Origin of the sequence: Mycolicibacterium vinylchloridicum, from assembly GCF_013404075.1 — a bacterium.
GTDB lineage: Bacteria > Actinomycetota > Actinomycetes > Mycobacteriales > Mycobacteriaceae > Mycobacterium > Mycobacterium vinylchloridicum.
The window spans coordinates 117885-139717 of record NZ_JACBJQ010000017.1 but is presented as its reverse complement, the minus strand read 5'-3'; the positions used below and the strand labels follow the sequence as shown (position 1 = coordinate 139717).

General features: G+C 63.0%; 21 protein-coding genes and 1 pseudogene. 3 read left to right on the top strand and 19 right to left on the bottom strand.

All coding sequences use genetic code 11. From position 1 onward, the window contains the following. From HPC46_RS16390 to HPC46_RS16300, 19 genes and pseudogenes are all read right to left on the bottom strand, one after another. Positions 1 to 355: pseudogene (locus HPC46_RS16390) on the bottom strand (lipoyl synthase); the annotation flags it as partial. Further along, entirely contained in the window at positions 356 to 565 is a 210-nt protein-coding gene (locus tag HPC46_RS16385) for a DUF2118 domain-containing protein (protein WP_233716457.1), read from the bottom strand. Between the two features lie 32 nt (positions 566 to 597). Next, positions 598 to 1623: an alpha-ketoacid dehydrogenase subunit beta gene (locus HPC46_RS16380; protein ID WP_179471651.1), complete on the bottom strand. Its 1026-nt coding sequence runs from the start codon at positions 1621 to 1623 to the stop codon at positions 598 to 600. 31 nt (positions 1624 to 1654) lie between these two features. Next, the gene (locus HPC46_RS16375) at positions 1655 to 2629 is read right to left on the bottom strand and encodes a thiamine pyrophosphate-dependent dehydrogenase E1 component subunit alpha (protein WP_179471649.1); all 975 of its coding nucleotides are present in this window, start codon (positions 2627 to 2629) and stop codon (positions 1655 to 1657) included. Between the two features lie 106 nt (positions 2630 to 2735). After that, entirely contained in the window at positions 2736 to 3644 is a 909-nt protein-coding gene (locus tag HPC46_RS16370) for an SAM-dependent methyltransferase (RefSeq protein ID WP_179471647.1), read from the bottom strand. A gap of 16 nt (positions 3645 to 3660) precedes the next feature. Beyond that, the gene (locus tag HPC46_RS35530) at positions 3661 to 4149 is read right to left on the bottom strand and encodes a 2Fe-2S iron-sulfur cluster-binding protein (protein WP_179471645.1); all 489 of its coding nucleotides are present in this window, start codon (positions 4147 to 4149) and stop codon (positions 3661 to 3663) included. Beyond that, positions 4041 to 5366, bottom strand: a complete 1326-nt coding sequence (locus tag HPC46_RS16360; RefSeq protein ID WP_179471643.1) for an aromatic ring-hydroxylating oxygenase subunit alpha — start codon at positions 5364 to 5366, stop codon at positions 4041 to 4043. Before HPC46_RS16360 ends, HPC46_RS35530 begins: the two co-directional genes overlap by 109 nt. Positions 5367 to 5604: 238 nt before the next feature. Continuing rightward, positions 5605 to 6822: an amidohydrolase family protein gene (locus tag HPC46_RS16355; RefSeq protein ID WP_179471641.1), complete on the bottom strand. Its 1218-nt coding sequence runs from the start codon at positions 6820 to 6822 to the stop codon at positions 5605 to 5607. Between the two features lie 225 nt (positions 6823 to 7047). Next, on the bottom strand, positions 7048 to 8190 hold the full coding sequence (locus tag HPC46_RS16350) for an acyl-CoA dehydrogenase family protein (protein ID WP_179471639.1): 1143 nt from the start codon (positions 8188 to 8190) through the stop codon (positions 7048 to 7050). A 48-nt stretch (positions 8191 to 8238) separates the two neighbouring features. Then, positions 8239 to 9876: a long-chain fatty acid--CoA ligase gene (locus HPC46_RS16345; protein ID WP_218894242.1), complete on the bottom strand. Its 1638-nt coding sequence runs from the start codon at positions 9874 to 9876 to the stop codon at positions 8239 to 8241. Positions 9877 to 9919: 43 nt separating this feature from the next. Further along, on the bottom strand, positions 9920 to 11365 hold the full coding sequence (locus tag HPC46_RS16340) for an aldehyde dehydrogenase family protein (RefSeq protein ID WP_179471635.1): 1446 nt from the start codon (positions 11363 to 11365) through the stop codon (positions 9920 to 9922). 133 nt (positions 11366 to 11498) lie between these two features. After that, positions 11499 to 11927 carry a limonene-1,2-epoxide hydrolase family protein gene (locus tag HPC46_RS16335; protein ID WP_179471633.1) on the bottom strand — a complete coding sequence of 143 codons (429 nt, stop codon included), beginning with the start codon at positions 11925 to 11927 and terminating at the stop codon, positions 11499 to 11501. Between the two features lie 115 nt (positions 11928 to 12042). Beyond that, positions 12043 to 12456 carry a Zn-ribbon domain-containing OB-fold protein gene (locus HPC46_RS16330; protein WP_325096688.1) on the bottom strand — a complete coding sequence of 138 codons (414 nt, stop codon included), beginning with the start codon at positions 12454 to 12456 and terminating at the stop codon, positions 12043 to 12045. A 2-nt stretch (positions 12457 to 12458) separates the two neighbouring features. After that, positions 12459 to 13667, bottom strand: a complete 1209-nt coding sequence (locus HPC46_RS16325) for an amidohydrolase family protein (RefSeq protein WP_179471632.1) — start codon at positions 13665 to 13667, stop codon at positions 12459 to 12461. A gap of 114 nt (positions 13668 to 13781) precedes the next feature. Then, on the bottom strand, positions 13782 to 15032 hold the full coding sequence (locus HPC46_RS16320; RefSeq protein ID WP_218894241.1) for an acetyl-CoA acetyltransferase: 1251 nt from the start codon (positions 15030 to 15032) through the stop codon (positions 13782 to 13784). Further along, positions 15032 to 16213, bottom strand: a complete 1182-nt coding sequence (locus tag HPC46_RS16315; protein WP_179471628.1) for a thiolase C-terminal domain-containing protein — start codon at positions 16211 to 16213, stop codon at positions 15032 to 15034. The genes HPC46_RS16320 and HPC46_RS16315 overlap by 1 nt, the downstream gene beginning before the upstream one ends. After that, positions 16210 to 17826 carry an AMP-binding protein gene (locus HPC46_RS16310; protein ID WP_218894240.1) on the bottom strand — a complete coding sequence of 539 codons (1617 nt, stop codon included), beginning with the start codon at positions 17824 to 17826 and terminating at the stop codon, positions 16210 to 16212. The genes HPC46_RS16315 and HPC46_RS16310 overlap by 4 nt, the downstream gene beginning before the upstream one ends. 192 nt (positions 17827 to 18018) lie before the next feature. After that, positions 18019 to 18783 carry an IclR family transcriptional regulator gene (locus HPC46_RS16305; protein ID WP_325096687.1) on the bottom strand — a complete coding sequence of 255 codons (765 nt, stop codon included), beginning with the start codon at positions 18781 to 18783 and terminating at the stop codon, positions 18019 to 18021. A gap of 3 nt (positions 18784 to 18786) precedes the next feature. Beyond that, positions 18787 to 19065: a helix-turn-helix domain-containing protein gene (locus tag HPC46_RS16300; protein WP_179471622.1), complete on the bottom strand. Its 279-nt coding sequence runs from the start codon at positions 19063 to 19065 to the stop codon at positions 18787 to 18789. A 153-nt stretch (positions 19066 to 19218) separates the two neighbouring features. On the opposite strand from HPC46_RS16300, the gene HPC46_RS16295 reads away from it, so the two are divergent. The 3 genes from HPC46_RS16295 (at position 19219) to HPC46_RS16285 (ending at position 21588) form a co-directional block, all read left to right on the top strand. Next, positions 19219 to 19947: a TetR/AcrR family transcriptional regulator gene (locus HPC46_RS16295; protein ID WP_179471620.1), complete on the top strand. Its 729-nt coding sequence runs from the start codon at positions 19219 to 19221 to the stop codon at positions 19945 to 19947. Continuing rightward, positions 19944 to 20747 carry an SDR family NAD(P)-dependent oxidoreductase gene (locus HPC46_RS16290; protein ID WP_179471618.1) on the top strand — a complete coding sequence of 268 codons (804 nt, stop codon included), beginning with the start codon at positions 19944 to 19946 and terminating at the stop codon, positions 20745 to 20747. The genes HPC46_RS16295 and HPC46_RS16290 overlap by 4 nt, the downstream gene beginning before the upstream one ends. A 178-nt stretch (positions 20748 to 20925) precedes the next feature. After that, positions 20926 to 21588 (top strand): cysteine hydrolase family protein, encoded by a 663-nt coding sequence (locus tag HPC46_RS16285; protein WP_179471616.1) that lies wholly within the window; start codon positions 20926 to 20928, stop codon positions 21586 to 21588. Positions 21589 to 21833 lie beyond the last annotated feature (245 nt).

The window sequence follows — 21833 nt, the reverse complement described above, 5'->3', positions numbered from 1 at the left end:
TCGCGTAGCGCAACCCCATCGCGGCCACACTCTCGGCCACCCGCCGCGGCTCGTCGCGATCGAGCTCGGCGGGCTTACCGGTGTCGATCTGGCAGAAATCACAACGTCGGGTGCACTGCTCGCCACCAATGAGGAATGTCGCCTCCCGGTCTTCCCAGCACTCGAAGATGTTGGGACAGCCCGCCTCCTCGCACACGGTATGCAAACCTTCACGCTTGACCAGGCTCTTGAGTGCGGTGTACTCGGGGCCCATGCGCGCCCGGGTCTTGATCCACGGCGGCTTGCGCTCGATCGGCGTCTCGGCGTTACGGACCTCCAGACGCAGCAGCTTGCGGTGGCCCGGCTCGACGCTCATCTAGGAGATGGTCGCGATGGGGCTGTTCTGCGTGACGGCCTGGTCTTCGGCTACCAGCAGCGAGATGGTACCTGACTGGGGCGCAACAATTTCCATATCCGCCTTGTCGACGGCTACCTCGGCGATGAGATCACCCTCCTGCACCTGGTCGCCCTCGGCGACGAACCAGGTCGAAACCACACCCTCGGCCTCTGGATCGTTCTCGGACATGGGTGGAAAAAGGACTTCCGCCATAGTGTTTTCTATTTCCTCATCATTTCGACAACCGCAGCGCGAATACGCTCGGGGGTGGGAAGTACCGCCATCTCCAGCGGCCGCGCGTACGGCAACGACACATCGGGTACACAGACCCGCGCGGGCGCCACCTTGAACAGACTCGGATCGTGAAGCGAAACCCGGGAGATGATCTCGCCGGACAGTCCGAACGACTCGTAGTCCTCGTCGACCACCAAGAGCCGGCCGGTCTTGGCCACGGTTTCGATGATGGCCTCGGTGTCCAAGGGCACGAGACTGCGCAAATCCAGTACCTCGCACTCTATCCCGTCCCGCGCCAGCTCGTCGGCGACGTCCAGCGCATGGTGTACGGACAACGACAGGGTCACGATCGAGACGTCCCGCCCAGGCCGCGCAACCTTGGCTCTGCCCAATTCGATCTCATAGGGCTCCCGCGGCACCGGACCCAGCGAACGACGGGACTTCGACATCCAGGACAACCCCATGATGCCCTTGTGGAACATGTACACCACCGGGTTGTCGTCGCGGATCGCGGCGATCATCATGCCCTTGGCGTCCTCGGGCGAGCTTGGGACGACGACCTTCATTCCGGGCAGATGCGCGAAAGTGCCCCAGAGACACTGGGAATGCTGCGCGGCATCGGAGTAGCCGCCGCCGACCGCCGTCATCAAGACCAGGGGCACGTTGATTTCACCGCCGGAGAGCATGTGGATCTTGGCCATGTGGTTGTAGATCTGGTCCATGCACACGCCGAAGAAGTCGACGAACATCAGCTCGACGATCGGTCGCATTCCTTCGATCGCCGCCCCGACGGCGGCGCCGATGAACGCGGTCTCCGAGATCGGCGTGTCGATGATCCGTTCCGATCCGAAGCGATCGAGAAGACCGGTTGTCTGGCCGAAGACTCCCCCGTACTTTCCGATGTCTTCACCCATGACGAAGATCGACGAGTCTTGCTCCATCTCGGAACCGATCGCTTCCACGATCGCTTTGGCGACGGTCAGCTTTCTGGTTGAACTTACGGTCGCGGTCATAGTCGGGTTCCTGTTCGGCAGTGGTGGACGGCTAGGCAAACTGGTAGTCACGCGCGGTAACCGGGTCCGGCGCGGGCGAGTTCTTGGCGAATGCGATGGCGCTTTCCACCCGTTCGACGGCCCAAGCGGTGGTCTGCGACACGATGTCGTCGGTGAGCACCAGAGCGTCGCGCAGCTCGCGTTCGTAGGTCGGAATCGGATCGTGGGAAGCCACTGAGTCCAGGTCGGGCCGGTAGAGCTGCGGATCACCCTCGAAATGGCCCCACAGTCGCAGTGTCTCCACCTCGATCAGCGTCGGCCCGCCTCCTGTGCGCGCGCGTTCGATCGCTTCGCCGGCCGCGGCGTAGACGGCTTCCACCGCGTTGTCCTTCACGAGCACCCCTGGCATGCCGTACGCCACAGCACGATCCGCGTTCGAAGCGATACACGTGGACTCTGCCTTGGACACCGACACGCCCCAGCCGTTGTCCTCCACCACGAACACCACAGGTAGCTTCCAGAGCGCGGCCAGGTTGAGCGATTCGTGAAAGGCGCCCTGATTGGCGGCACCATCACCCGTCACGGCGACTGCTACGGCGTCGCTTCCCTGCCGCTTGAACGCCATGGCAATCCCCAGGGCCGTCGGCAACCCCTCGGCGATGATGCCCGAGCAGGAGAAGTGGGTTTCCTTGTCGAACAGGTGCATGTGGCCCCCGCGGCCTCGGCACAGACCGGCGATCCTGCCGAAGATCTCCGCGGTCATCTTGTTGATATCCACGTGCTTGCCCAATGCCCAGCCGTGTGGCCGATGCGGACCAGTGATCGCGTCGTCCCGACGCAAGTGGGCGCAGAATCCCGTCGCAACGGGCTCCTGGCCGGTCGACAGGTGCATCTCGCCGGGGATCTGGCCTTTGGCAATGTCGAAGCTGGGCTTCTTGTCCGCATGGTATTCACGGAGGATGCTCTCCTCGTAAATCCGAATGAGGCGCATCATCCGATACAACTCGAGGCGCACCGAACTATCCATGTCGTTTCTCTCCTTCAGACGTCTGCACTACACCCTCGGGGTCCCCGGCCCACCGAGGAAGCGCCGATATTTCAAATACCTCCAGTTGCCGACATCGGCACCGCGCTCAGATCACCAGAACGGCCTTCGCCAACCGGATACGTTGGAAGATCGCATGTTCCGACGGCGCGAGCGCCGCTACCCCGTAGACCTCGAAGAGGGCCGGGGCCAAAGTCGCGGCGCAGTCCCACCCGTGTTCTTGTGCCAGATACTCGATGACGTCTTGAGCCACGGCAGCAGATGCAGGCGTGGGTGCATCGATCTCGACGCTGATCTCGCGCGGCCGGGCACTTTGCCGCATCGACCGCGCGATCTCAGCCGTGAGGTAGTGCAGATCATCGACCGTATCTGCGGCGAACCGACTTCCCGGAGCGCTCAGTGTCGTCACCGTGTCGAGAAGGGCGACCTGATCATCAGGCGGCAGGTAAGGCAATAGGCCTTCGGCACACCATGCGGTCGGCAACTCGGGCTCGAATCCGGCGTCGAGCAACCGAGTCGCCCAGTCCCCGCAAAGGTCTACCGGCACCGAGAAGCGGCCGGCGCGAGGGCGCACACCGTGCGAATCGACCACTGCGGTCTTGAAATCCACCATCCGCGGCTGATCGAGCTCGTAGACAGCAGTGCCGGGCAACCATTCCAATCGGAATGCCCGGGAATCCAGGCCCGCACCCAGGATGACCACCTGTCGAACGTCTGCCGCCTGAGCTTCGGCGAAGTAGTCGTCAAGATACTTCGTCCGCACGCTGACCCAGTCGACCATGCGCGGCAACGCGAATCCGCAATCCCGCGCGGCGGTGTCGCCGGATGCCAGCTCCACAAACACGTCGATGCCGACCGCCCGGACGAACATCTCCGCGTAGGGATCCTCGATCAGCGCCGCCACTCGCCGACCCGCTGCGGCTCTGGCCGCGGCCGCCTCGGTGGCGGTCAACCCGACCCCGGAAGTCGGGTCCCACGCCCGATCATCGACTGTCATACCTTCTGGCACAGTCTCACTCCGCCACCGATGCGTTCACTGAAGGAGTTTCCTCCTCGGCCACTGGTCGTACGCCCGGCTTGCGGACCACCGCGTCACCGGTGACCCGCAGTTGGCACGCGAGGCGCACCTCTCGCGACTGACGAAGCCTCGGCGACAGCAGGTTCAGCGTCGCGAGCTCGGCATCAGTTGCGGCCGAGAGGTGTTCGCCGCCCACGGTAACCTCAACCCAACAAATCGAGCAGGTTCCGTCGCCGTGACACAACGTCGGCCAGTGGTAGCCAGAGCGTTCCGCGGCCGCCATGACGGACTCGCCCTCGTTGACCTCCAGGAGGATTCCGCGCGGTTCGACAGCAACGGTGTGAGTCCGAGCGTTCGTCGAGATGATCCGACGAGTCACTTTGCCAAGTATTCCGAGATCACCCGGTGGAGATTGGCCACGTTGCCGTCGGGCCTGCCCCACACCGGGCCGCGATAACCCCGAGAGTGAACTCCCGCTTGCCATTTGGGTAGATTGGTGAAGTCCTGGGTCATGATTGTTCCCCACACCTTGGTCTCTTGCCAATCCGGGTAGAACTCATGTTCCATCGCTGGGATCGTGGCACCCGCCGGGAACAGCTTCAAGTAGAAGACGTCGAAGATGCACTCCTCGTGGTTGAGACCATTTGGCCGGAACCTCAGTGACAGCGCATTGCCGGCATTACACGGAATGGTCACGTTGGGGAACAAGTTCCAAAGCTCGCCTGCCAACAAATCGGCATCGGTGTAGGCACTCAGATCCACACCTTCGGCCTCCGCCTGCTGACGACGAAGGCCGGCGAAGAACGTCCCCACCGTCACTTCCTCGGGAAGGTCCATGACGGTCTCGATGAGAGCATTCGCCTGCGAGACGTCCTCGTCGTTATAGAAGTCGAACTCGGCGAGATCCCCCATCAAAGCGAGCAACACATCACGCCGGTCGATATCCTCGGCCGCCAGCCGCGCACTCGGCTTGCCCATGTGACCGGGCGCGATTCTGTGCATTCCGTGATCGCCGTACTGCTCGAAGATCATCCCGGTGTCGTCGAGATACCGCAATGACTGCGGGTGCGTGCCGATGGCATGATACGTCTCGACGAATGCCTCGTGACAGAGCTTCCAATTCGCCTTGATCACGGTGCTCCGCAGACGGGTGCACACCATGTTCTGCACACCGAATTTCTCCACCCGACCGGCCGCTTGACCAAGATACTCCTTCAGCGGCACTGCGTCGGGATCCATGTTGATAAAGACAAAGCCAGCCCAGACTTCGACCTTGCATTCCGGAAGATGCAGTTCATCTGGAGCGACGGCGGCCGGATCGAAGTCTTGCGGGTCGATGACCTCTTTCAGGGAACCGTCGAGATTCCAGCACCAGGCATGGGACATACACCGAATCTCGGAGCACGAACCACGCCCCTCCTTCAGTCGCATTCCGCGGTGTTGGCACGCGTTGAACAGCGCCTTGATCTCACCTTGCGTGGTACGGGTGATCAATATCGACTGGTCGGCAATCGTGTACTCGCAGTAGTCGCCTGGATTCGCCACTTCCTCGATCCGACAGGCGGCCTGCCAAACCTTCGGCCAGAGTTTCTCGTTCTCCAGACGCGCAAACTCTGCTGAGGTGTACCGCTCCGGTATGCCGAATTCTTTTCCCTTGCTCCGATATTCGGAGTTCATCTGCGGTTCGATGGTCGACGTCATTGAGGCGGCCCTTCTGTGCTGATCGACTGCAATACAATGTCTCGGTGTGACATCCTTCGACGGTGCCCAAGCACCGAGGCCTGGGATAAGTACACTTCGGCGGCATAGGGCAAGCAATGTGACCAATTTCAGATGACGACTGCGCAGCGAGCCGACAGCAATGCCAAACCCGTTTTGGCACAGGCACAGCGAAGCCGCCCAGGTTGTCCTGGGCGGCTTCGCTGTGAGGGCGTCGGTATCAGGCGACGCCGAGGAGCTCCGCGGCCGTTCCGCCGTAGAACTTGGCGTTCTGCTCGGTAGTGAGGCTTTCGGTCACCGCACCGAAAGTCGTCAAGGGGTTCGCGAAGCCCTCGCTGTGGGGCCAGTCGCTACCGAACATGACATTGTTCTCGTATCCCGTCTCGGTGACGTAAGTGGCGATGGGTTCCATCGGGTTGACCGTGCTGCGGAAGTGGTCGAGAAGGTATTCGCTGGGCTGCCGCTTCAACTGCACCGAATTCCGCCGCGCGATGGCCTCGTAACGATACGAGATATCCAGGCCGGGACCGTTCACCACGTTGCCGGTGCTGCCCGGGATACCCTCCGCGCTCATCCCGATGAGCCCATTGATCCAGCCTGCGGTGAGCTCGACGGTGGCGAACCTCAGATCGGGGAACTTGTCGAAGACTCCGTTCAAGATCAGGTCTGCCGCGGCAACCTGAACCCCGAGATGAGAAAAGACCATGTCGAGGGCACAGAACAGTGGATCACCGGAGTCGATGAACCAGCCTTCTTCCAGGCCGCTGGCCCGCACGTCGGCGTCCTGGATGTGGAATACCGGTACGATCCCATTGTCCAGGAAGGCCTTCCACGCCCGGTCGTGGTCCGGATGGGACATCCGCCGGCCGTCGACGAGGCCGTAGGAGACGAACGCCGCCTTGATGCCGTTCCTACCAAGATAGGCCAGCTCGTTTTCGAGCCAGCCCAGGTCACCACCGCGCAGCGTCACATGCCCTGTCGGCTCCAAGCGGCCAGCGCCCTCCTGACGCACTTGCACCGCCCAACGGTTCCACGCGCTCAGGTTGGCGCGAATGATGTCCAGTCGGTTGTGGACATATCGGCCCCACACCGCGCCGAAATGCGGGAACAGAATCGTCTTGTCCACGCCGAGCTGGTCCAGTTGCTCGACGCGCGCCTTGGCGTCGGTGCACGAGGCGGGCATGTCTGCGACATAGTCGATCTCGGCCGGCTTGCGATCCTTCCAGTTCTGCCAGGGACCGAAGAACGACACGAAGCCGTCCTCCGGCACGGTCTTGGCGTAGATCCACATCAGCTGGTTGGTTGCCCGCGACCACAGCCACGGATAGCCGAGTTCGTCGCGTGTCATTTCCAGCGCGAGTTCCTTCTTGTCCGGATCGATGTGATCCAGCCACATGTTCGGATACTCGAAAAGATGCTGATCGAAGTCAAAGATCACGATGGTCTCCATCTCTCCAGCAGCGCTTGCCTTCTGAGCGCAACATGGTTGTCCTGCTCAACGTAACTTCGGGCCAATGTCGCAGAAAGGGCTCAGAGTTCAGATGGCGCAAGCTACGGCCGTCCTGTGCACAGCCACGTTCGGCTCGGCGCACGGTGATCACCCAGCAGCACCGTCGGGGTCCGTAGATCCACACTTCACAGACGACCGGTACCGACGCTGGACTCATAGGCCCAGACTGCGACCGATCAAATCCTTCATGATCTCGGTTGTGCCACCGTAGATCGTCTGGATGCGGGTATCGACGAAGTCCTTGGCGACCTTGTACTCATTCATGTATCCGTAGCCGCCGTGCAATTGCAGGCATGCGTCTATGACGCGCTTGGCCAGCTCGGTGCACCACCATTTGGCCTTGGCTGCATCGACTGCCGTCAACTCGCCATCCACGACCGCCCGCAAGCAGCGATCCACGTATTGTTCGGCGATGTCGAGCTCGGTGTCCAGTTCGGCCAAGACGAACCGGTTGTGCTGGAAGCTGCCGATGCTCTGGCCGAAGGCCGTCCGCTCCTTCGCATACTGCAGTGTCTGACGATATGTTTCGCGCGCCCCGGCGACCGCCGCGATCGCAATAGACAACCGCTCCGACGGCAAGTTGGCCATCAGATGGTAGAACCCGCGGTTCTGCTCGCCGAGGAGATTTCCGGCAGGCACTCGCACATCGGTGAAGTGCAATTCCGCGGTGTCCTGTGCGGGCTGGCCCATCTTGTCGAGCTTCCTGCCGCGTTCGAAGCCCGTCATGCCGCGCTCGACCACCAGCAGCGAGAACCCCTTGCGGCCGGCACCGGGATCGGTGCGGGCCACCACGATGACCAGATCGGCGTTGATCCCGGCAGAGATGAATGTCTTGGCCCCGTTGAGGATCCAGTCATCGCCCGACCGTACAGCGGTCGTACGGATCCCGGCGAGATCACTTCCCGCCCCGGGTTCACTCATTGCGATGGCACCGATCAGCTCTCCGGACGCATAGCCCGGGAGCCAGCGCTCCTTCTGCGCGAGCGTACCCAACGACGTGAAATAAGGACCGACGATGTCGTTGTGGACGCTCAAGGCCGGCGTCAGGAAGCCGAACTTCGCGATCTCCTCCACGATGACGGCGTTGAACCGGAAGTCATCCGAGCCGCCGCCGCCGAATTCCTCGGGGATGTTGAAGCCGATCAGGCCGTACCTCCCGGCGGCACGATAGGCCGAGCGGTCCACGATCCGGTTCGCTTCCCACTTCGCCGCATTCGGAGCGACTTCACGTTCGACGAAGGTTCTCGCGGTCTGCCTCAACTGATCGTGTTCGGGCTCGAAGATCAGCCTTTTCACGTGTTTCCCTTCTCAAAACGACGCACGGTGGTGCGATTGTCTGCGCCTTCAGTGTTGTTGGGCGGGTTCGGGACTGGGGAATCGGTAGTCTTTGAATCGGTCGCGCAACCTCTTCTTGCTGAACTTGCCGACGCTTGTCTTGGGTACCGCATCGATGAACTCCACCGCATCCGGTAGCCACCACTTCGCCACCCGCGGGATCAGGTGTTCGATCACCTCCTGGGCGGTTAACGATTCGCCGGGCTTGGTGACCACACAGGCCAACGGGCGCTCAACCCACCGCTCGTGCGGTATCGCGATGACGGCCGCTTCGGCGACCTTGGGGTGCGCCATGATCTCGTTTTCCAGTTGCACCGAGCTGATCCACTCGCCGCCCGACTTCACCAGGTCCTTGGTGCGATCGACCAGAAGCAGCGATCCGTGTTGGTCACACACACCGACATCGCCGGTGCGCAGCCAGCCGTCGTCGGTGAACGATGCATGGTGGTCGTCGCTGTCGTAGTAGGAGGCGGCGATCCAGGGACCGGCCGCCTGGACCTCTCCGGTGCTGCTGTTGTCTCGAGGCATCTCCTGGCCGGTGTCAGGATCGACCACCCGCAGGTTCACCAGGGGCACCGGCGGCCCTTGCCGCGACAACGCCTCGGCCTTCTGGTCCTCGGTCAGACCGTCGTGGTAGGTCCGCGAGGTACAAACGGTTGCCAACGGGCTGGTCTCGGTCATCCCCCAAATCTGAGTGAGGCCGTGTCCGATGGCGTCGCGGTACCGCTGTGACAACGCCTTCGGCACTGCGGATCCACCGCTGAGGATGAAGCGCAGGGCGCTCAGGTCACGCTCACCGAGCAGCGGGGCAATTCCCATCCATATCGTGGGTACAGCGGCAGTCACGGTGACCTTGTAGTCGGACAGCAGGGTGAGCAGAGCATCCGGGCTCATGTTCGGTCCGGGAAGAACGGTGTCGGCACCTGCCAACAAGGCCGCGTAAGGCAACCCCCACGAATTGGCATGGAACATCGGGACGATGGGCATCACCACGTCACGCTCACTCAGTCCCATGACGTCAGCGGCCAGGATGGTCAACGAATGCAGCACCGTGGAGCGGTGGGAGTACACCACTCCCTTCGGGTTACCGGTCGTGCCCGAGGTGTAGCACATCGCTGCGGCCTGATTCTCGTCATCGACGACGAAATCGCCACGCTGGGGATCACATTCCGCCAATAGCTGGTCGTAGCGGAGAACCCGCGGGTTGTCCGGAATCTGATCCGTCGAGCCGTCGTCGATGACGACGAAGTACCTGACAGTCGGCATACCATCCGCCAGTGGCCAGAGCACATCCAGCAGTGAACGGTCGACGAAGATGATCTCGTCTTCGGCGTGGTTGACGATGTAGGCAATCTGGTCAGGAAACAGCCGAATGTTGATGGTGTGCAGTACGCGCCCGGTGCACGGTGCGGCCAGATACAGAGCCAGGTGTTGCTCGGTGTTCCAACAGAAAGTTCCGACTCGAGCGTCGGCCGCCAGACCGAGTTCGTCGAACGCGGCGGCGAGCCGCCGCACCTGCTGGGCGATGTCGCCGACACGCGAGACAACGACGTTGCCGGAGGCGGTCGCGGTCACGACCTTCTTATGACTGAAATATCGCTCCGCGCGATGGAATAGGTGCGGTAGCGACAGGGATCGATGCTGCATCAAGCCTTGCACAGCAATTCCTTTCAGAACAGGGCCGCCACGATCAGGCCGGCAACGCAATCGACTTGGTCTCGAGGAATTCCGCGAAGCCGTCCATGCCGAGTTCGCGACCCGATCCGCTCTGCTTATAGCCACCGAACGGCGTGTCGGCTGCTAACCACACTCCCCCGTTGATGCCGACGGTTCCCGTGCGCAGCCGGCGGGCGACCCGCATGGCCCGATCAACGTCGCCACCCTGCACCGCCCCGGACAGGCCGTAGATGCTGTTGTTGGCGATCTCCACGGCATGGTCGTCATTGTCATACGGAATCACGACCAGGACTGGACCGAAGATCTCTTCCTGGGCGATGTCGGCGTCGGGATCGACATCGCAGAACAGCGTGGGCTCCACGTAATAGCCGACCGGCATCGCTTCGGGGGTGCCGCCGCCGACCAGAAGGCGAGCCTCGTGTTTCCCCTTCTCGATCATGCTGAGGATCCGGGCTCGCTGCCTGGCGTTCATCACCGGCCCGACAATGACATTCGGGTCATTGGGATCGCCGCACGCGACCGATTCGAACGCCGCTTGAGCGACCGCCAAGCCCTCGTCGTACCGGTTTCGCGGCAGCAGCAGGCGCGTCGGAAGCGCACATCCTTGACCGGCGTGGGAGCACACCCCGGCGATGCCGGCCGCCAACGACGGCAGATCGGCGTCATCGAGAACGATGTTCGCCGACTTGCCGCCAAGTTCCAGACATACCCGAGTGACGTTGTTGGCCGCCGACGCCATGATCCGCTTGCCCACCTCGGTGGAGCCGGTGAAGGTGATCATGTCCACCCGCGGATCGGCTACGAGCGCCTGACCGATCGAGGACTCCATGCCGGTTACCACGTTGACGACTCCGGGTGGGATGTCGGTGCTTTCCGCAATGATGCGGCCGAGCTCTGTTCCAGACCACGGCGTGTCCGGGGCTGGCTTCAAGACGACCGTGCAGCCCGCCGCCAAGGCCGCGGCCACCTTGAAGATGTTGAGCGGCAGCGGGAAGTTCCACGGGGTGATCGCCGCGACCACACCGATCGGCTCGCGGATCACCATGCGTTGTGACGTCACGCCGGCCAGAGTCGCGCGTGCCGCGATATGCGTTTCGTACGGATAGGTTTCGGCGAGGTCGGCCCAGTAGGAGACCGCGTCGAGGATCGTGTCGAGCCAGATCGAATGTGTCAGCGCGACCGGAACGCCTGCCTCGTCGATCTGGATGCGCCGCAGGTGCTCTCGGTCAGCAACCAGACCTTGGTGCAGTTGACGAAGGCAATGTGCTCTAAATGCGTGGTCCTGCGACCACCGCTGGGCGTCGAATACTCTCCGGGCGGCGCTGATTGCGGCATCGACATCGGTCGCGCCGGCGTTGGGCGCTTGACCGATCGATTTCTCGGTGGCGGGGTTGATGTTGGCGTATGTCCGGCCATCAGCTGCTTCGCGCAATATGCCGTCGATCAACAGACGCGTCATCGTTGACCCGAGATGATTATGTGGCGCATGGTGATTCCCCACTGATAGACGTCGCCGGGAGGTGCTGGTCTGGCTGTGCGGCGAAGCTGCCGAGGAAGCTGACAACCTCGCCACAACGGCCAGGTGCGTTGGGCTACTTCTTGCCGGTGAAGTAGGCCTCGACGTCCGGCAGCGCCGACAGCGCGTTGAGCAGCCCACGCGGATCGAAGTAGTCCGTCCAGCGGGCAATCTTTCCGTCACGCACCTCGAACACTCCGGTCACCGGAACGGTCAGGAGTTCCTCGCCTTCCTGGGTACGTCCGACGTCCATGCGCTCGGTGAACACCACGCCATCGGCGCCCTCGGCGATGTGGAGGATCTCGGCAGTGAGGACATAATCGCCAAAGACCTCAGCACTCATTTCGTGCTTCGAAGCGATGTCCTGGAGCCCGACGGCCGGCGGGAATCCCGAGTTGCCCCAGACGGCGTCTTCGGTCATCGACCTCCGGAGATGGTCGGGCACCTTGGAGATCGGCTGTTCCAGACCCTCGAGGAAGGCGCGAACCACGGCCTCATTGCTCATGTCGTGTACTCCTGTGTTGTGTTAGAAAAGGGGCGACTGACAGCCACCACGTTAATGAGTCGACTCACCCGGGCGCATCAACGGTAAATTCATATGGTGCAACATAATTCGGGCTTCAAAGATCCACGTCAGGTATCCAGTTGACCAGAGTTACACCGTCGGCCGGCCGCACGAAGGCCGCCTTCATCGGCAGACCCGACTTCAACGCCGGCCTGCCCTCCAGGTAGCCCGCCAATCGCACCTCCGGCGCATCGTTGAGCGCGACCAGAACCAGCGTGTAGGGAACCGGAAAGGCCGGATGCACTTGATGTTCGGCCACCGTCCAGGAAACGAGACTAGCCTTGGGCGACACCGGCTTCCACTCGACAATCCACGACCGACAGGTGTGACAATACGAGCGGGGCAGATGCAGGACCGCACCACAGTTGGCGCACGCACAGACGGCCACCTCACCCCGCTGCGCGGCCATCCAGAAACCCGCCGTGTCGGGGTCACTGAGCACCGGCAGGGGCACCGCAACGGCGCTCACCGTCAGGAAAGGCTCTCGAGCTTGGCGATGTCCATATTGAACAGCGATGCGGCGTTGCGCCAGAGGATCTTTTCCTTGACCGTATCGTCCACACCGCGCAGGCCTTCGTTGATCGAATCCTCGATTTCCTGGCGGTCCAGACAGGTCTGGTGCGGGTAGTCGGTCTCGAACAGCAAGTTGTCCGCGCCGATGGCCTCGATGTGCCACGGCTTGAGGTCTTCGTACCAGTAGTTGGCGAAGACCTGGCGGTGGAAGTAGTCGCTGGGCTTCATGCCGTCGGCGGAGAACTCAGCTCGTTCACGCCACGGCTCGTACTTGTCGAAGTGGAAGTCCAAGGCCTCCAGCAGGAATGGGATCCAGCCGACTGCGCTCTCCACGGAGATGAACCGCAACTTCGGGTAGCGGGCCAGCACACCGGACATCAACAGATCGGCCAGGGTGATGCCGCTCTCCAGGAAGAATGAGGTCGTCAATCGGGTCAGCGTCGCACGCCAACCCTCGACCCGGGTGCGCTCGTCGTTCATATGCCGGCTCAGGTTGCCACCACCGACGTGGAAGCTGATCGACAATCCGGCGTCCTCGGCCGCGGCCCACATCGGATCCCAATAGCGGTCTGCCAACAGCGGATAGCCGTGCTCGTGCGGCTTGCCGGTGGACACCAATCCCCTGTGCCCCGCCGCGGCACACCGCTCGATCTCGGCCACTGCCGCATTCACGTCCCAGTACGGGATCAGCGCCAAAGACAGCAGCCGGTCGGGTGCCACCGAGCTCCACTCGAGCAGGAAGTCGTTGTAGGCCTGCAACGCGGCGGTCTGGAACTCCAAGGCGTCGGGCCCGGCCACCGCGAAGATGTTGGGGCCGACGAACCCCAGGTTCGGGAACAACGCGGCGGCCTGGATGCCATAAGCGTCCATCACCTCCAGCCGAGCCTTGGCGTCGTAGGCGGAGGGATGCATCGAGGCGAACCGGTCGGCATAGTCGGGGAATCTCGGCGAGCGCATCGGCTTGCCGTCCTCGTCGGGAACCATGATGCAGGTGCCGACGGTAAACACCGGCTGGCCGTCCATGCACCAGTACTCGCCCTGCTTCTCTTCGACCCACTTCACTTCCGGGATCATGTTGCCCCAGCGGCTGCGCGACATCCTGGACGTCCACAGGTCCGGTGGTTCGGTGATGTGAGTGTCGGTGTCGATGATCAGATTTGAGGCCATGGTCCCTCCAAATTTCAGGCGTGGAATCGGCAGAAGGAGTTCGTTACTGGCAAGAATCGCCGACGCCGCCGGGGCGGGCAATGGCCGAGTCTTCAGATGATGAGATGTCGGAAGTCAGTCGAGGCCGACGATGAAGCTCGCGACAGTGGTGGCTGAGCCGCCAATGTTCAACAGGCCGACCCGTTTTGCGTCTGGTACCTGGTAATCACCGGCCCGCCCGGTCGTCTGCCGAGCACCGTCCAGCAGCATCCGCACCCCGGTTGCCCCGACCGGATGCCCCAAGCCGAGCAGTCCGCCGCTGGGATTGATCGGCAGTTCACCACCGAACTCGATGACACCGTCTTCGATGGCCTGCCAGGACTTGCCCGGCGAGGTGATGCCGAAATGGTCGATGGCGACGTACTCCGAAACCGAGAAGCAGTCGTGGGTTTCGATCAGATCCAGATCGGCGGGACCATTACAGCCGGCCCGCCGATACGCGTCGAGGATGGCCTGGCGCAAGTGCGGGAAGACGTACTCGCTGTCGGTGCTGGCCGCGAACTTGTCCGCCAACAGCATCGTTCCGGTGCGGTGTCCCCACCCCAGGATTCGGGGTATGCCGTCAAGGGTGACGTTACGATATCGCGCCCAGCTCGCGGCGAAGCTGCGAGACGCCAGCACGACGGCGGCCGATCCGTCGGTGATCCGGCTACAGTCTTGGCGCCGAAGCGGCCCGCGCACCACCGGATTCTGAATGTCGTCCTCGTAGAAGGACTCCTTGCTCAATTCCCAGCTTCTGGTCTGCGCCCTGGGATTTCGCCGTGCATTGGAGATGTTGATCTCGGCGATGCGTCCGAGATGACGATGGTCCAGGCCGTAGCGGCGGTCGTACTCCTCACCGATGCTGCCGAACATCGCCGGCCATGGGAACGGTTCGTCGACCACTTCCCGGCCGGCCCACGCTGCGCAGCCCAACCGCAGACCGGCTTCCTGGCCGCCGATGTTGCGAAGCACCTCGGCGCCGACGACGAGCGCGCAGTCATAGCGGCCACTCTCCAGATCCGCCATCGCCGCCATCGCCGCCATGCTGCCCGACGCACAGGCAGCTTCGTGCCGGGATGCGGGTTTGCCGGCAAGGTCGGGACGGACGGCGGCCACCATGCCGCCCAATTGCCCTTGGCCGTTGAAGATCTCACCGGCGAAGTTGCCCACGTGGATCACGTCGACATCGCCGGGCCCGACGTGGGCGTCCGCCAAGGCGCCCACCGTGGCGGCTTCGAGCAGCGGATAGATCTCGCCGTCCGGCGCCTTCTCGGCGAAGTCGGACTGCCATCCACCCAGAATGTAGATCGGTTCGCTCACAACTATTCTCCTCTCGGCGCGCATTAGCCGGTGCGCAGAATCAGGGCACTGGAACCCGGGCCGGGCATCCCGGAGGTGACAAGACATGTTTCAGCGCCGGGAACAGTCGCCGTGGACTCGCCACGCAGCTGCCGGACACCCTCGACGATGTGGCTGAGCCCGTGAATGTAGCCGTCGGCCAGGTTGCCGCCTGAAGTATTGATCGGTAGCGATCCGTCCAGTTCCAATGCGCCGCTGGCGGCGAACGGTCCCCCCTCGCCGCGTCCACAGAATCCGTAGTCTTCGAGCTGCATCAGCACGGTGATCGTGAAGCAGTCGTAGAACTGAGCGACGTCGATGTCCGCCGGCCCCATTCCCGCCAGCCGGTAGAGCCGGTCCGCAAGGGCGGCACTGGCATTCGTCAGCGGTCCGGTGAGTAGGTTGCCCCACAGCCCACCCTGTCGCGCCATGCGCTCGTCGCCCTGGGTCACCGCCCGGATAAGGACCGTTGGCTTGGCGCCGTCCCTCGCCTGCTCGGCAGCCGAGACGATAACAGCGGCGGCACCGTCGGTTTCCAGACAGAAGTCGTAGCGACGGAGCGGATCGGCGATCATCCGCGATGCCAGGTAGTCGGCCATCGTCAGAGGGTGCCCATGGCGTTGGGCTCCGGGGTTCTGATTCGCCCGAGCGTGGCAGGCGACCGCAATGTGGCCCAGCTGCTCATTGGTTGTTCCGTAATCGATCATGTGCTTGCGTGCAAAGAGTGCGTACGCCATCCCGGGTGACTGAAGTCCGTACGGCGCCAGGAACTCGAGGTAGCTCCCACCACCACCCACGGAATGGCCGCTCGACCATTCCCGCCCGAACCGCCGGCCGGATCTGCCGTTGAGCGAACGGAACACCAGCACGTTGGTCGCCTGGCCCGCGAGAATCGCATTGACCGCAAGACCGACCATGCCGCACGGTGCGGCGCCCGCCCAACTGCCGGCACCCCAGAAGCTCACGTTCGGCATACCCAAGGTAGCGGCCAGATCGGCATGCAGGACTTCGTCCATCTCGCAACGCACGATGCCGTCGATATCAGCCGGCTCCAGTCCGGCATCGCAAATCGCGGCGCTGGCAGCCTGAGCCGCCAGGGTCAGCGTCGACCGCCCAGAGTTGAAGGTGAAGTCGGTATTGCCGACACCGACGATTCCGCAGCGGTCCCGCAGCTCGCCGGCACTCATCGGCGTTCCCAGGACACCGCGGCGGTCTCGCGATCCCAGGTGTCAGCGGTGCATCCTTCGTCGCGCAACTGGTATTTATGCACTCTGCCAAGCGGACTCACCGGTAACTCCGATCTGAATTCGATGTAGCGCGGCAGGGCGAAGTAGGGCACCCACTCCTTGGACCACTCGAACAGCGCGGCCGGTGTCAGAGTCGATTCCGCCCGCAGCACCGCAGTGACCTTGACGTCGTCCTCGGTGAGCTCCGACGGCACGGCGTGCACCGCGACCTGCACGATGTCCGGGTGGGAGAGAAATGTGGCCTCCAACTCCTGGCTGGAGATGTTCTCGCCGCGGCGCCGCATGTAGTCGTTCTTGCGGTCGACGAAGTAGAAGAACCCGGCCTCGTCGAAACGGCCGAGGTCGCCGGTGTGGAACCACAGATTTCGAGTGGCCGCCACGGTCGCCTCCGGGCAACGCCAATAGCCACCGAACATCACGTTGGACCGCTTGGGCCGGCAGACGATCTCACCGACCTCACCGGGGTTGACCTGATTGTCGTCGTCATCGACGACACGGACTTCCAGATCCTCACTGTTGACACGCCCGGCTGACTCAGGAGGCGCCTGGTCGTTCGGCGCGGAAAACGTGATGGGAAAGACCTCGGTCATCCCGTAGCCCAGGGCCCCAGGTATTTTCACCCCGAATCGCTTGCGCCAGATGTCTTGAAGGTGCACTGGAAAAGGCACCGCATGCACCATCCTGATCTGTCCGAAGCACCGCTGGGATTCGGGGGTGTCCGGCAGCTGGGCCAGAATCGCCGGCAGCCCGCCGATCAGGTTGACCACCCGAGCACCGGTGCGTTCAATCTCGGGCCAAAACCGCGATGCCGAAAACCGTTGCGCCAGTGCAGCACTACCACCGATGAGCATGGTCCCGATCAGCGTCATCGACAGCACGTTGAGGTGAAACATCGGCAACGGGTTCCAGTTCACTTCGTCGCGCTGGCGCTGGGTCTGCAACAGACCACGACGGCCGATGTTCACGGCGTACGCATTGCTGATCATGCAGCCCTTCGACGGGCCCGTGGTGCCGCCGGTATAGGTCAGACAGGTCAAATCACTTGGTGTGCCCATCTGCGGGTCTGGCACCGGGCGGCACCGGTAATCGTCGAGCGCCTCGATACGAAGCCGGCGCCCGGCCCGTGGCGGCTCTGAACCTCGTTGCAGGACAAGCTCGACATAAGGCAGCTGTGCACCGATCGCATTGAGCCGGTCTACGAGGTCAGGCTCGGCAACCACCACAGCGGCGCCGGCGTCGGTGACCACATGTCGGAGGAACTCCCCCCGCAGCGCGGTGTTGACCCCCACCCAGACGGCACCGAGCATATTGGCGCCGATCCAGGACGCAACGGCATCGATGTGGGTGTCCTGCAGGCTCACCACCGTCTGGCCGGACCGCACACCGCCGGCCCGAAGCGCGCCGGCCAGATCCAGCGACCGTTGCCACACGTCGGCATAGCTGTACTCGACGCCGGCCAGATCCAGGAACATCGCGTCGGGGTGCTCCTCGACGCACTTGGCCAGCAGCCCGACGACCGTTGATTCGCTCTTGACCGTGCTGTCACTTGCCAAGGACATACTTCTCGAGATCTCCTGTCCGGTTACCACGATGACGATGCCGGGGCGCAACTCGGTTGCGGCCTGCCGAAGTCAACGGCTCGTCTTACGAGTGCATTACACCGGCCGGTTTGCGGCAACGGGCCGCATTTCAGATGGCGAGGCAGACGTAGCGGGCCGCGTTGCCCGTCGCGGACTGGGCGCCAGTCAGGATGTGGGTCCGGTGAGTTCCATCGCCTCGGCGATCCGGTTGGCGGCATCGACCAGCAGATCGTCGATGCCGCCGCGGAAGCGTTCCGGACGAGCCGAGGAGTACGACGCACCCAGTGCGGCGATTCCCGATTCGAGTTTCAGAGGTACTGCCGCACAAGCTATTCCATAGTGAAACTGCTGATCGCTGCGGATCAGGTGGGACGCGCTCAAGTCCTCCTCGAGCCGCCAGCGCGTCGTGACAGTCTGACCAGTGAAGACCTCGAGGGGATGCCAGGCGAGGTAGCCGGCGCGTTGATCGGATGACATCCGGGCCAGGATCGCCTTTCCGATGGCGGTGGCATGCGCGGGAACCGGCATGCCAGGCCAACATTCGAGCCGTGGCGCGGACGGATGCGCAACGAAGTGAGTTACGACGACCTCTTCGACGCGCAGGGCTCCGACGGCCACGTTTACTCGGCCTGCGCCGGCGAGTGCAGCCATCTCCTCCCGTATCAGCCGCAGCCCACGCGCGCGTCGTTCCAGCTGGGCCACGGACGTGAATTGCTCACCCAAGCCGTACCGGCCGTCGGCACACCGGCACAGGTAACCCTCATGGACCAGCGTGCGAAGCAGGTGATAGGTCGTGGGGAGCACTATTCCGGTCGCGTCGCTGAGGGCGCGGGCGGTCAGCGGTCCCTGCTCAGTGACCGCGGCCACCAACTGCATGCCACGCTGAAGACTCTGAATCAGGGTCGGTTGCGCTGTCGATTGCGGGAGCACGGCTCAGTTTTGCCCCGCCGCGCAGAGCAGCCGGTGATCTGTGCCGTGAATCCCGGACAGCTCGCCATGGAAGCCGTCGCCCAGAACATAGCTGCCGTCATCGAGGCGCACCAGGTACTTGTCGTGCACCAGCGTGCGTAGCAGGTGATACGCGGTGGGTAGTGGCAGCTTCACCGATCGGGCCACCAGTTTGGCGTGCAGCGGCCCCTCCTCGGCGACCACGTTGATGATCCGCAGGCCCCGCTGCAGCGACCTGACCATTGATTTCTCCGGACTTGCCACCGTTGATCCTCCAGCATTGACGAGATGTAATGACCATTCACATGGCATCTGATGCGGTCAGTGTAAGTGGCTTTTACATGTGACGCAAGACACGGATCATGGTGGCGATGCCACCCCTTGTCCGTTGATGTGATGACCATTAACATTCGTGGGGTGGCAACTAGGGAGGTGGGTACTACCGCGCGTAGTCGTCGTGGGACGTACCACCACGGAAATCTGCGGGACGCATTGATCGATCTTGCGATCGAGCTCATCACCCAGGACGGGGTCGCGTCGTTCTCGATAGCCGAGGCGTGCCGAAGGCTGAATGTCAGCCCGGGTGCGCCGTACCGACATTTCGCCGACCGCGAGGACCTGTTGACCGAGGTCGCCGTGCGGGCTTGCGAGACCATGACCACACATATCTCCCAAGTCGTCGGGGACGCCACCGACCCCGTCGAGCGCCTGGTGCGCGCGTCCCGGGCCTACGTGGAGTTCGCCGCGCAACATCCGGCGCTGTTCGCGGTGCTCTACACCAAGGATGTCTTTCTGGGCGGCAACGCCAAGTTGATCGACGCGGTCCGGCCGGTGGTGGAGGCATTTCTGGTGCCCGCCTCGGCGATACCGGGCATCACCTCTGCCCAGGCAAGCAGCCTCACTGTGGGGGCCGCAGCAGTCGCCCACGGCTACGCCAGCTTCTTGCCGGCCGGAACTTTCAGTGATGCTCCCGACGCACTCGCAATCGCGGCCGACAACGCCGCCTGCGCCACCCGCGCACTCATCATGGGCCGCGCGGCGCTGGCCAGCTCGCCGGGCGAACACGGGGTGGCCCTGGCCGGCATGCCGGTGCAACGCTGGATTGATCTGATGGATGCCGAACAACAAAAGGCAAGTGACACATGACGGTTGTCGACACCGAATCCTCGGGCCCGGTCACGGCACCCGCACCGGCTCAGCTGTTCGATCTGACCGGTCGCACCGCACTCGTCACCGGCGCATCGAGCGGACTTGGGGTGCAATTTGCACTGACCCTGCGAGCCGCCGGAGCCAATGTCGTTGTCGCCGCAAGGCGTTCGGATCGATTGGCTGGTCTCTGCGAGGGCCATCCCGGGCTGATCGCGGTCACCTGCGACGTCTCCGACCCGTCCTCGGTCGAATCTGCACACCGAGAGATCTCCGACCGCGTCGGCAACGTGGACATCCTGGTCAACAACGCGGGGCTGAGCATACCCGCACGCGCAGAAGAAGAGTCGTTGGACGACTTCCGCTACGTGCTCGACGTCAACCTGGTGGGGGCATTTCGGTTAACCCAGCTCGTTGGGCGGCAGATGATCGAGAACGGGGGCGGAAGCATCGTGAACGTGGCCTCCATTCTCGGTTTAGTGGCCTCGGCACCCAATCGCCAAGCTGCCTACTGCGCATCAAAGGGCGGCCTTATCAACATGACTCGGGAGCTAGCGGTGCAGTGGGCTCGATACAACATCCGCGTCAACGCCCTTGCGCCGGGATTCTTCCCAAGCGAGGCAACCGCCGACCTACTCGATGACGAAGCAGGTGCTTCCTACGTCCGGCGCAACACCCCGATGAACCGGCCCGGGCGGGCGAGTGAGCTGTCGGGCGCCCTGCTGTTGTTGGCGAGTGGCGCCGGTTCCTACCTCACCGGCCAGGTCCTCGCGGTCGATGGCGGGTGGACCGCGCGGTAGGTCTGCGGCTACTCACCATCTGAAGACGCTCTCGTTGTCAAGAGCGCTGACTCCCGGTGGAATCAAGGGCAGAGATTTCATGTGGATGCGGGGTGCCACGAAGGGATTGGACATGAGTAGCAGTCTGGTGCAGCGATATCTATTGCAATCGAAGAGCTTCCACCCGAGACTGACGTGGTTGCGCGGCGAGCCGCAAAGATCGGGCCATCGGATGCAGGCAGCAACGGAGTCCGACGATCTCGACCCGTCGCAATGCGCGTTGTTGGTCCTCGATTGCCAACCCGAAGCGCTGAGGTCGGTAGAGAACTCCCGCGCACTGATGTTTCGAACCAACTCGGCCATCGAAATGATGCGTCGACTCTGCGGCCATGTCGCCTTCACCCGACTGGCGTTCGAAGACTGCGACTATCGGTTCACCCCTTCGACCAACAAGGAGTTCACTGCCCTCGCCGCCGAGAGGCGGTTGCGCAACGGTACTTCCGGTGCCGAGCTGCACCCAGGCCTTGCCGTCACACCTAGCGACATCGTCGTGCGCAAGACCCGGCTCGGCGCCTTCTCGACGACGAACCTCGATGAGATGCTGACCAATCTGGGTGTCACGACATTGATCCTGGCCGGGATTCACGCCAGCGGCGCCGTGTTGTCAACAGTTCGGGAGGCGGCAGACAGGGACTACCGGCTGATTGTCTTGGCTGACTGCATCTCCGATACCGACATGGCGACAAAGCAAATGCTGATGGAACAGGTCTTTCCCCGGCAGGCGCGGGTGCTCACCTCCAGCAGGCTCGAGCGAGCCCTGACCAGCCACATCAGCGCCGGTCACGTCACTGCCGTCATCTGAATTCGCAGTGGTTGTTCCGCGCCAGGCGACCGACTGAAATCAACTGCGCGCGTTGATTACTGGGTGAGCAGGACGGATACAATGGATTGGTATGACAGGCAGATCCTGCAATTCGTGCTTCGGTGGATTCCGTTCGGGGGTCCGCCAGAGGACGAGACGCTTCCTCGCTTCGGGCTGACACCCAGCGAGTTCAGAAACAGATTTCGTGAGCTCGTTTCGAGCCTAACCCGCGACAAGCGCACTCT

Coding starts and splice junctions, on each gene's coding strand:
- HPC46_RS16385 (WP_233716457.1), bottom strand. CDS start 565: ATGTCCGAGAACGATCCAGAGGCCGAGGGTGTGGTTTCGACCTGGTTC.
- HPC46_RS16380 (WP_179471651.1), bottom strand. CDS start 1,623: ATGACCGCGACCGTAAGTTCAACCAGAAAGCTGACCGTCGCCAAAGCG.
- HPC46_RS16375 (WP_179471649.1), bottom strand. CDS start 2,629: ATGGATAGTTCGGTGCGCCTCGAGTTGTATCGGATGATGCGCCTCATT.
- HPC46_RS16370 (WP_179471647.1), bottom strand. CDS start 3,644: ATGACAGTCGATGATCGGGCGTGGGACCCGACTTCCGGGGTCGGGTTG.
- HPC46_RS35530 (WP_179471645.1), bottom strand. CDS start 4,149: ATGGCAAGCGGGAGTTCACTCTCGGGGTTATCGCGGCCCGGTGTGGGG.
- HPC46_RS16360 (WP_179471643.1), bottom strand. CDS start 5,366: ATGACGTCGACCATCGAACCGCAGATGAACTCCGAATATCGGAGCAAG.
- HPC46_RS16345 (WP_218894242.1), bottom strand. CDS start 9,876: ATGCAGCATCGATCCCTGTCGCTACCGCACCTATTCCATCGCGCGGAG.
- HPC46_RS16340 (WP_179471635.1), bottom strand. CDS start 11,365: ATGACGCGTCTGTTGATCGACGGCATATTGCGCGAAGCAGCTGATGGC.
- HPC46_RS16335 (WP_179471633.1), bottom strand. CDS start 11,927: ATGAGCAATGAGGCCGTGGTTCGCGCCTTCCTCGAGGGTCTGGAACAG.
- HPC46_RS16325 (WP_179471632.1), bottom strand. CDS start 13,667: ATGGCCTCAAATCTGATCATCGACACCGACACTCACATCACCGAACCA.
- HPC46_RS16320 (WP_218894241.1), bottom strand. CDS start 15,032: ATGCGCGCCGAGAGGAGAATAGTTGTGAGCGAACCGATCTACATTCTG.
- HPC46_RS16315 (WP_179471628.1), bottom strand. CDS start 16,213: ATGAGTGCCGGCGAGCTGCGGGACCGCTGCGGAATCGTCGGTGTCGGC.
- HPC46_RS16290 (WP_179471618.1), top strand. CDS start 19,944: ATGACGGTTGTCGACACCGAATCCTCGGGCCCGGTCACGGCACCCGCA.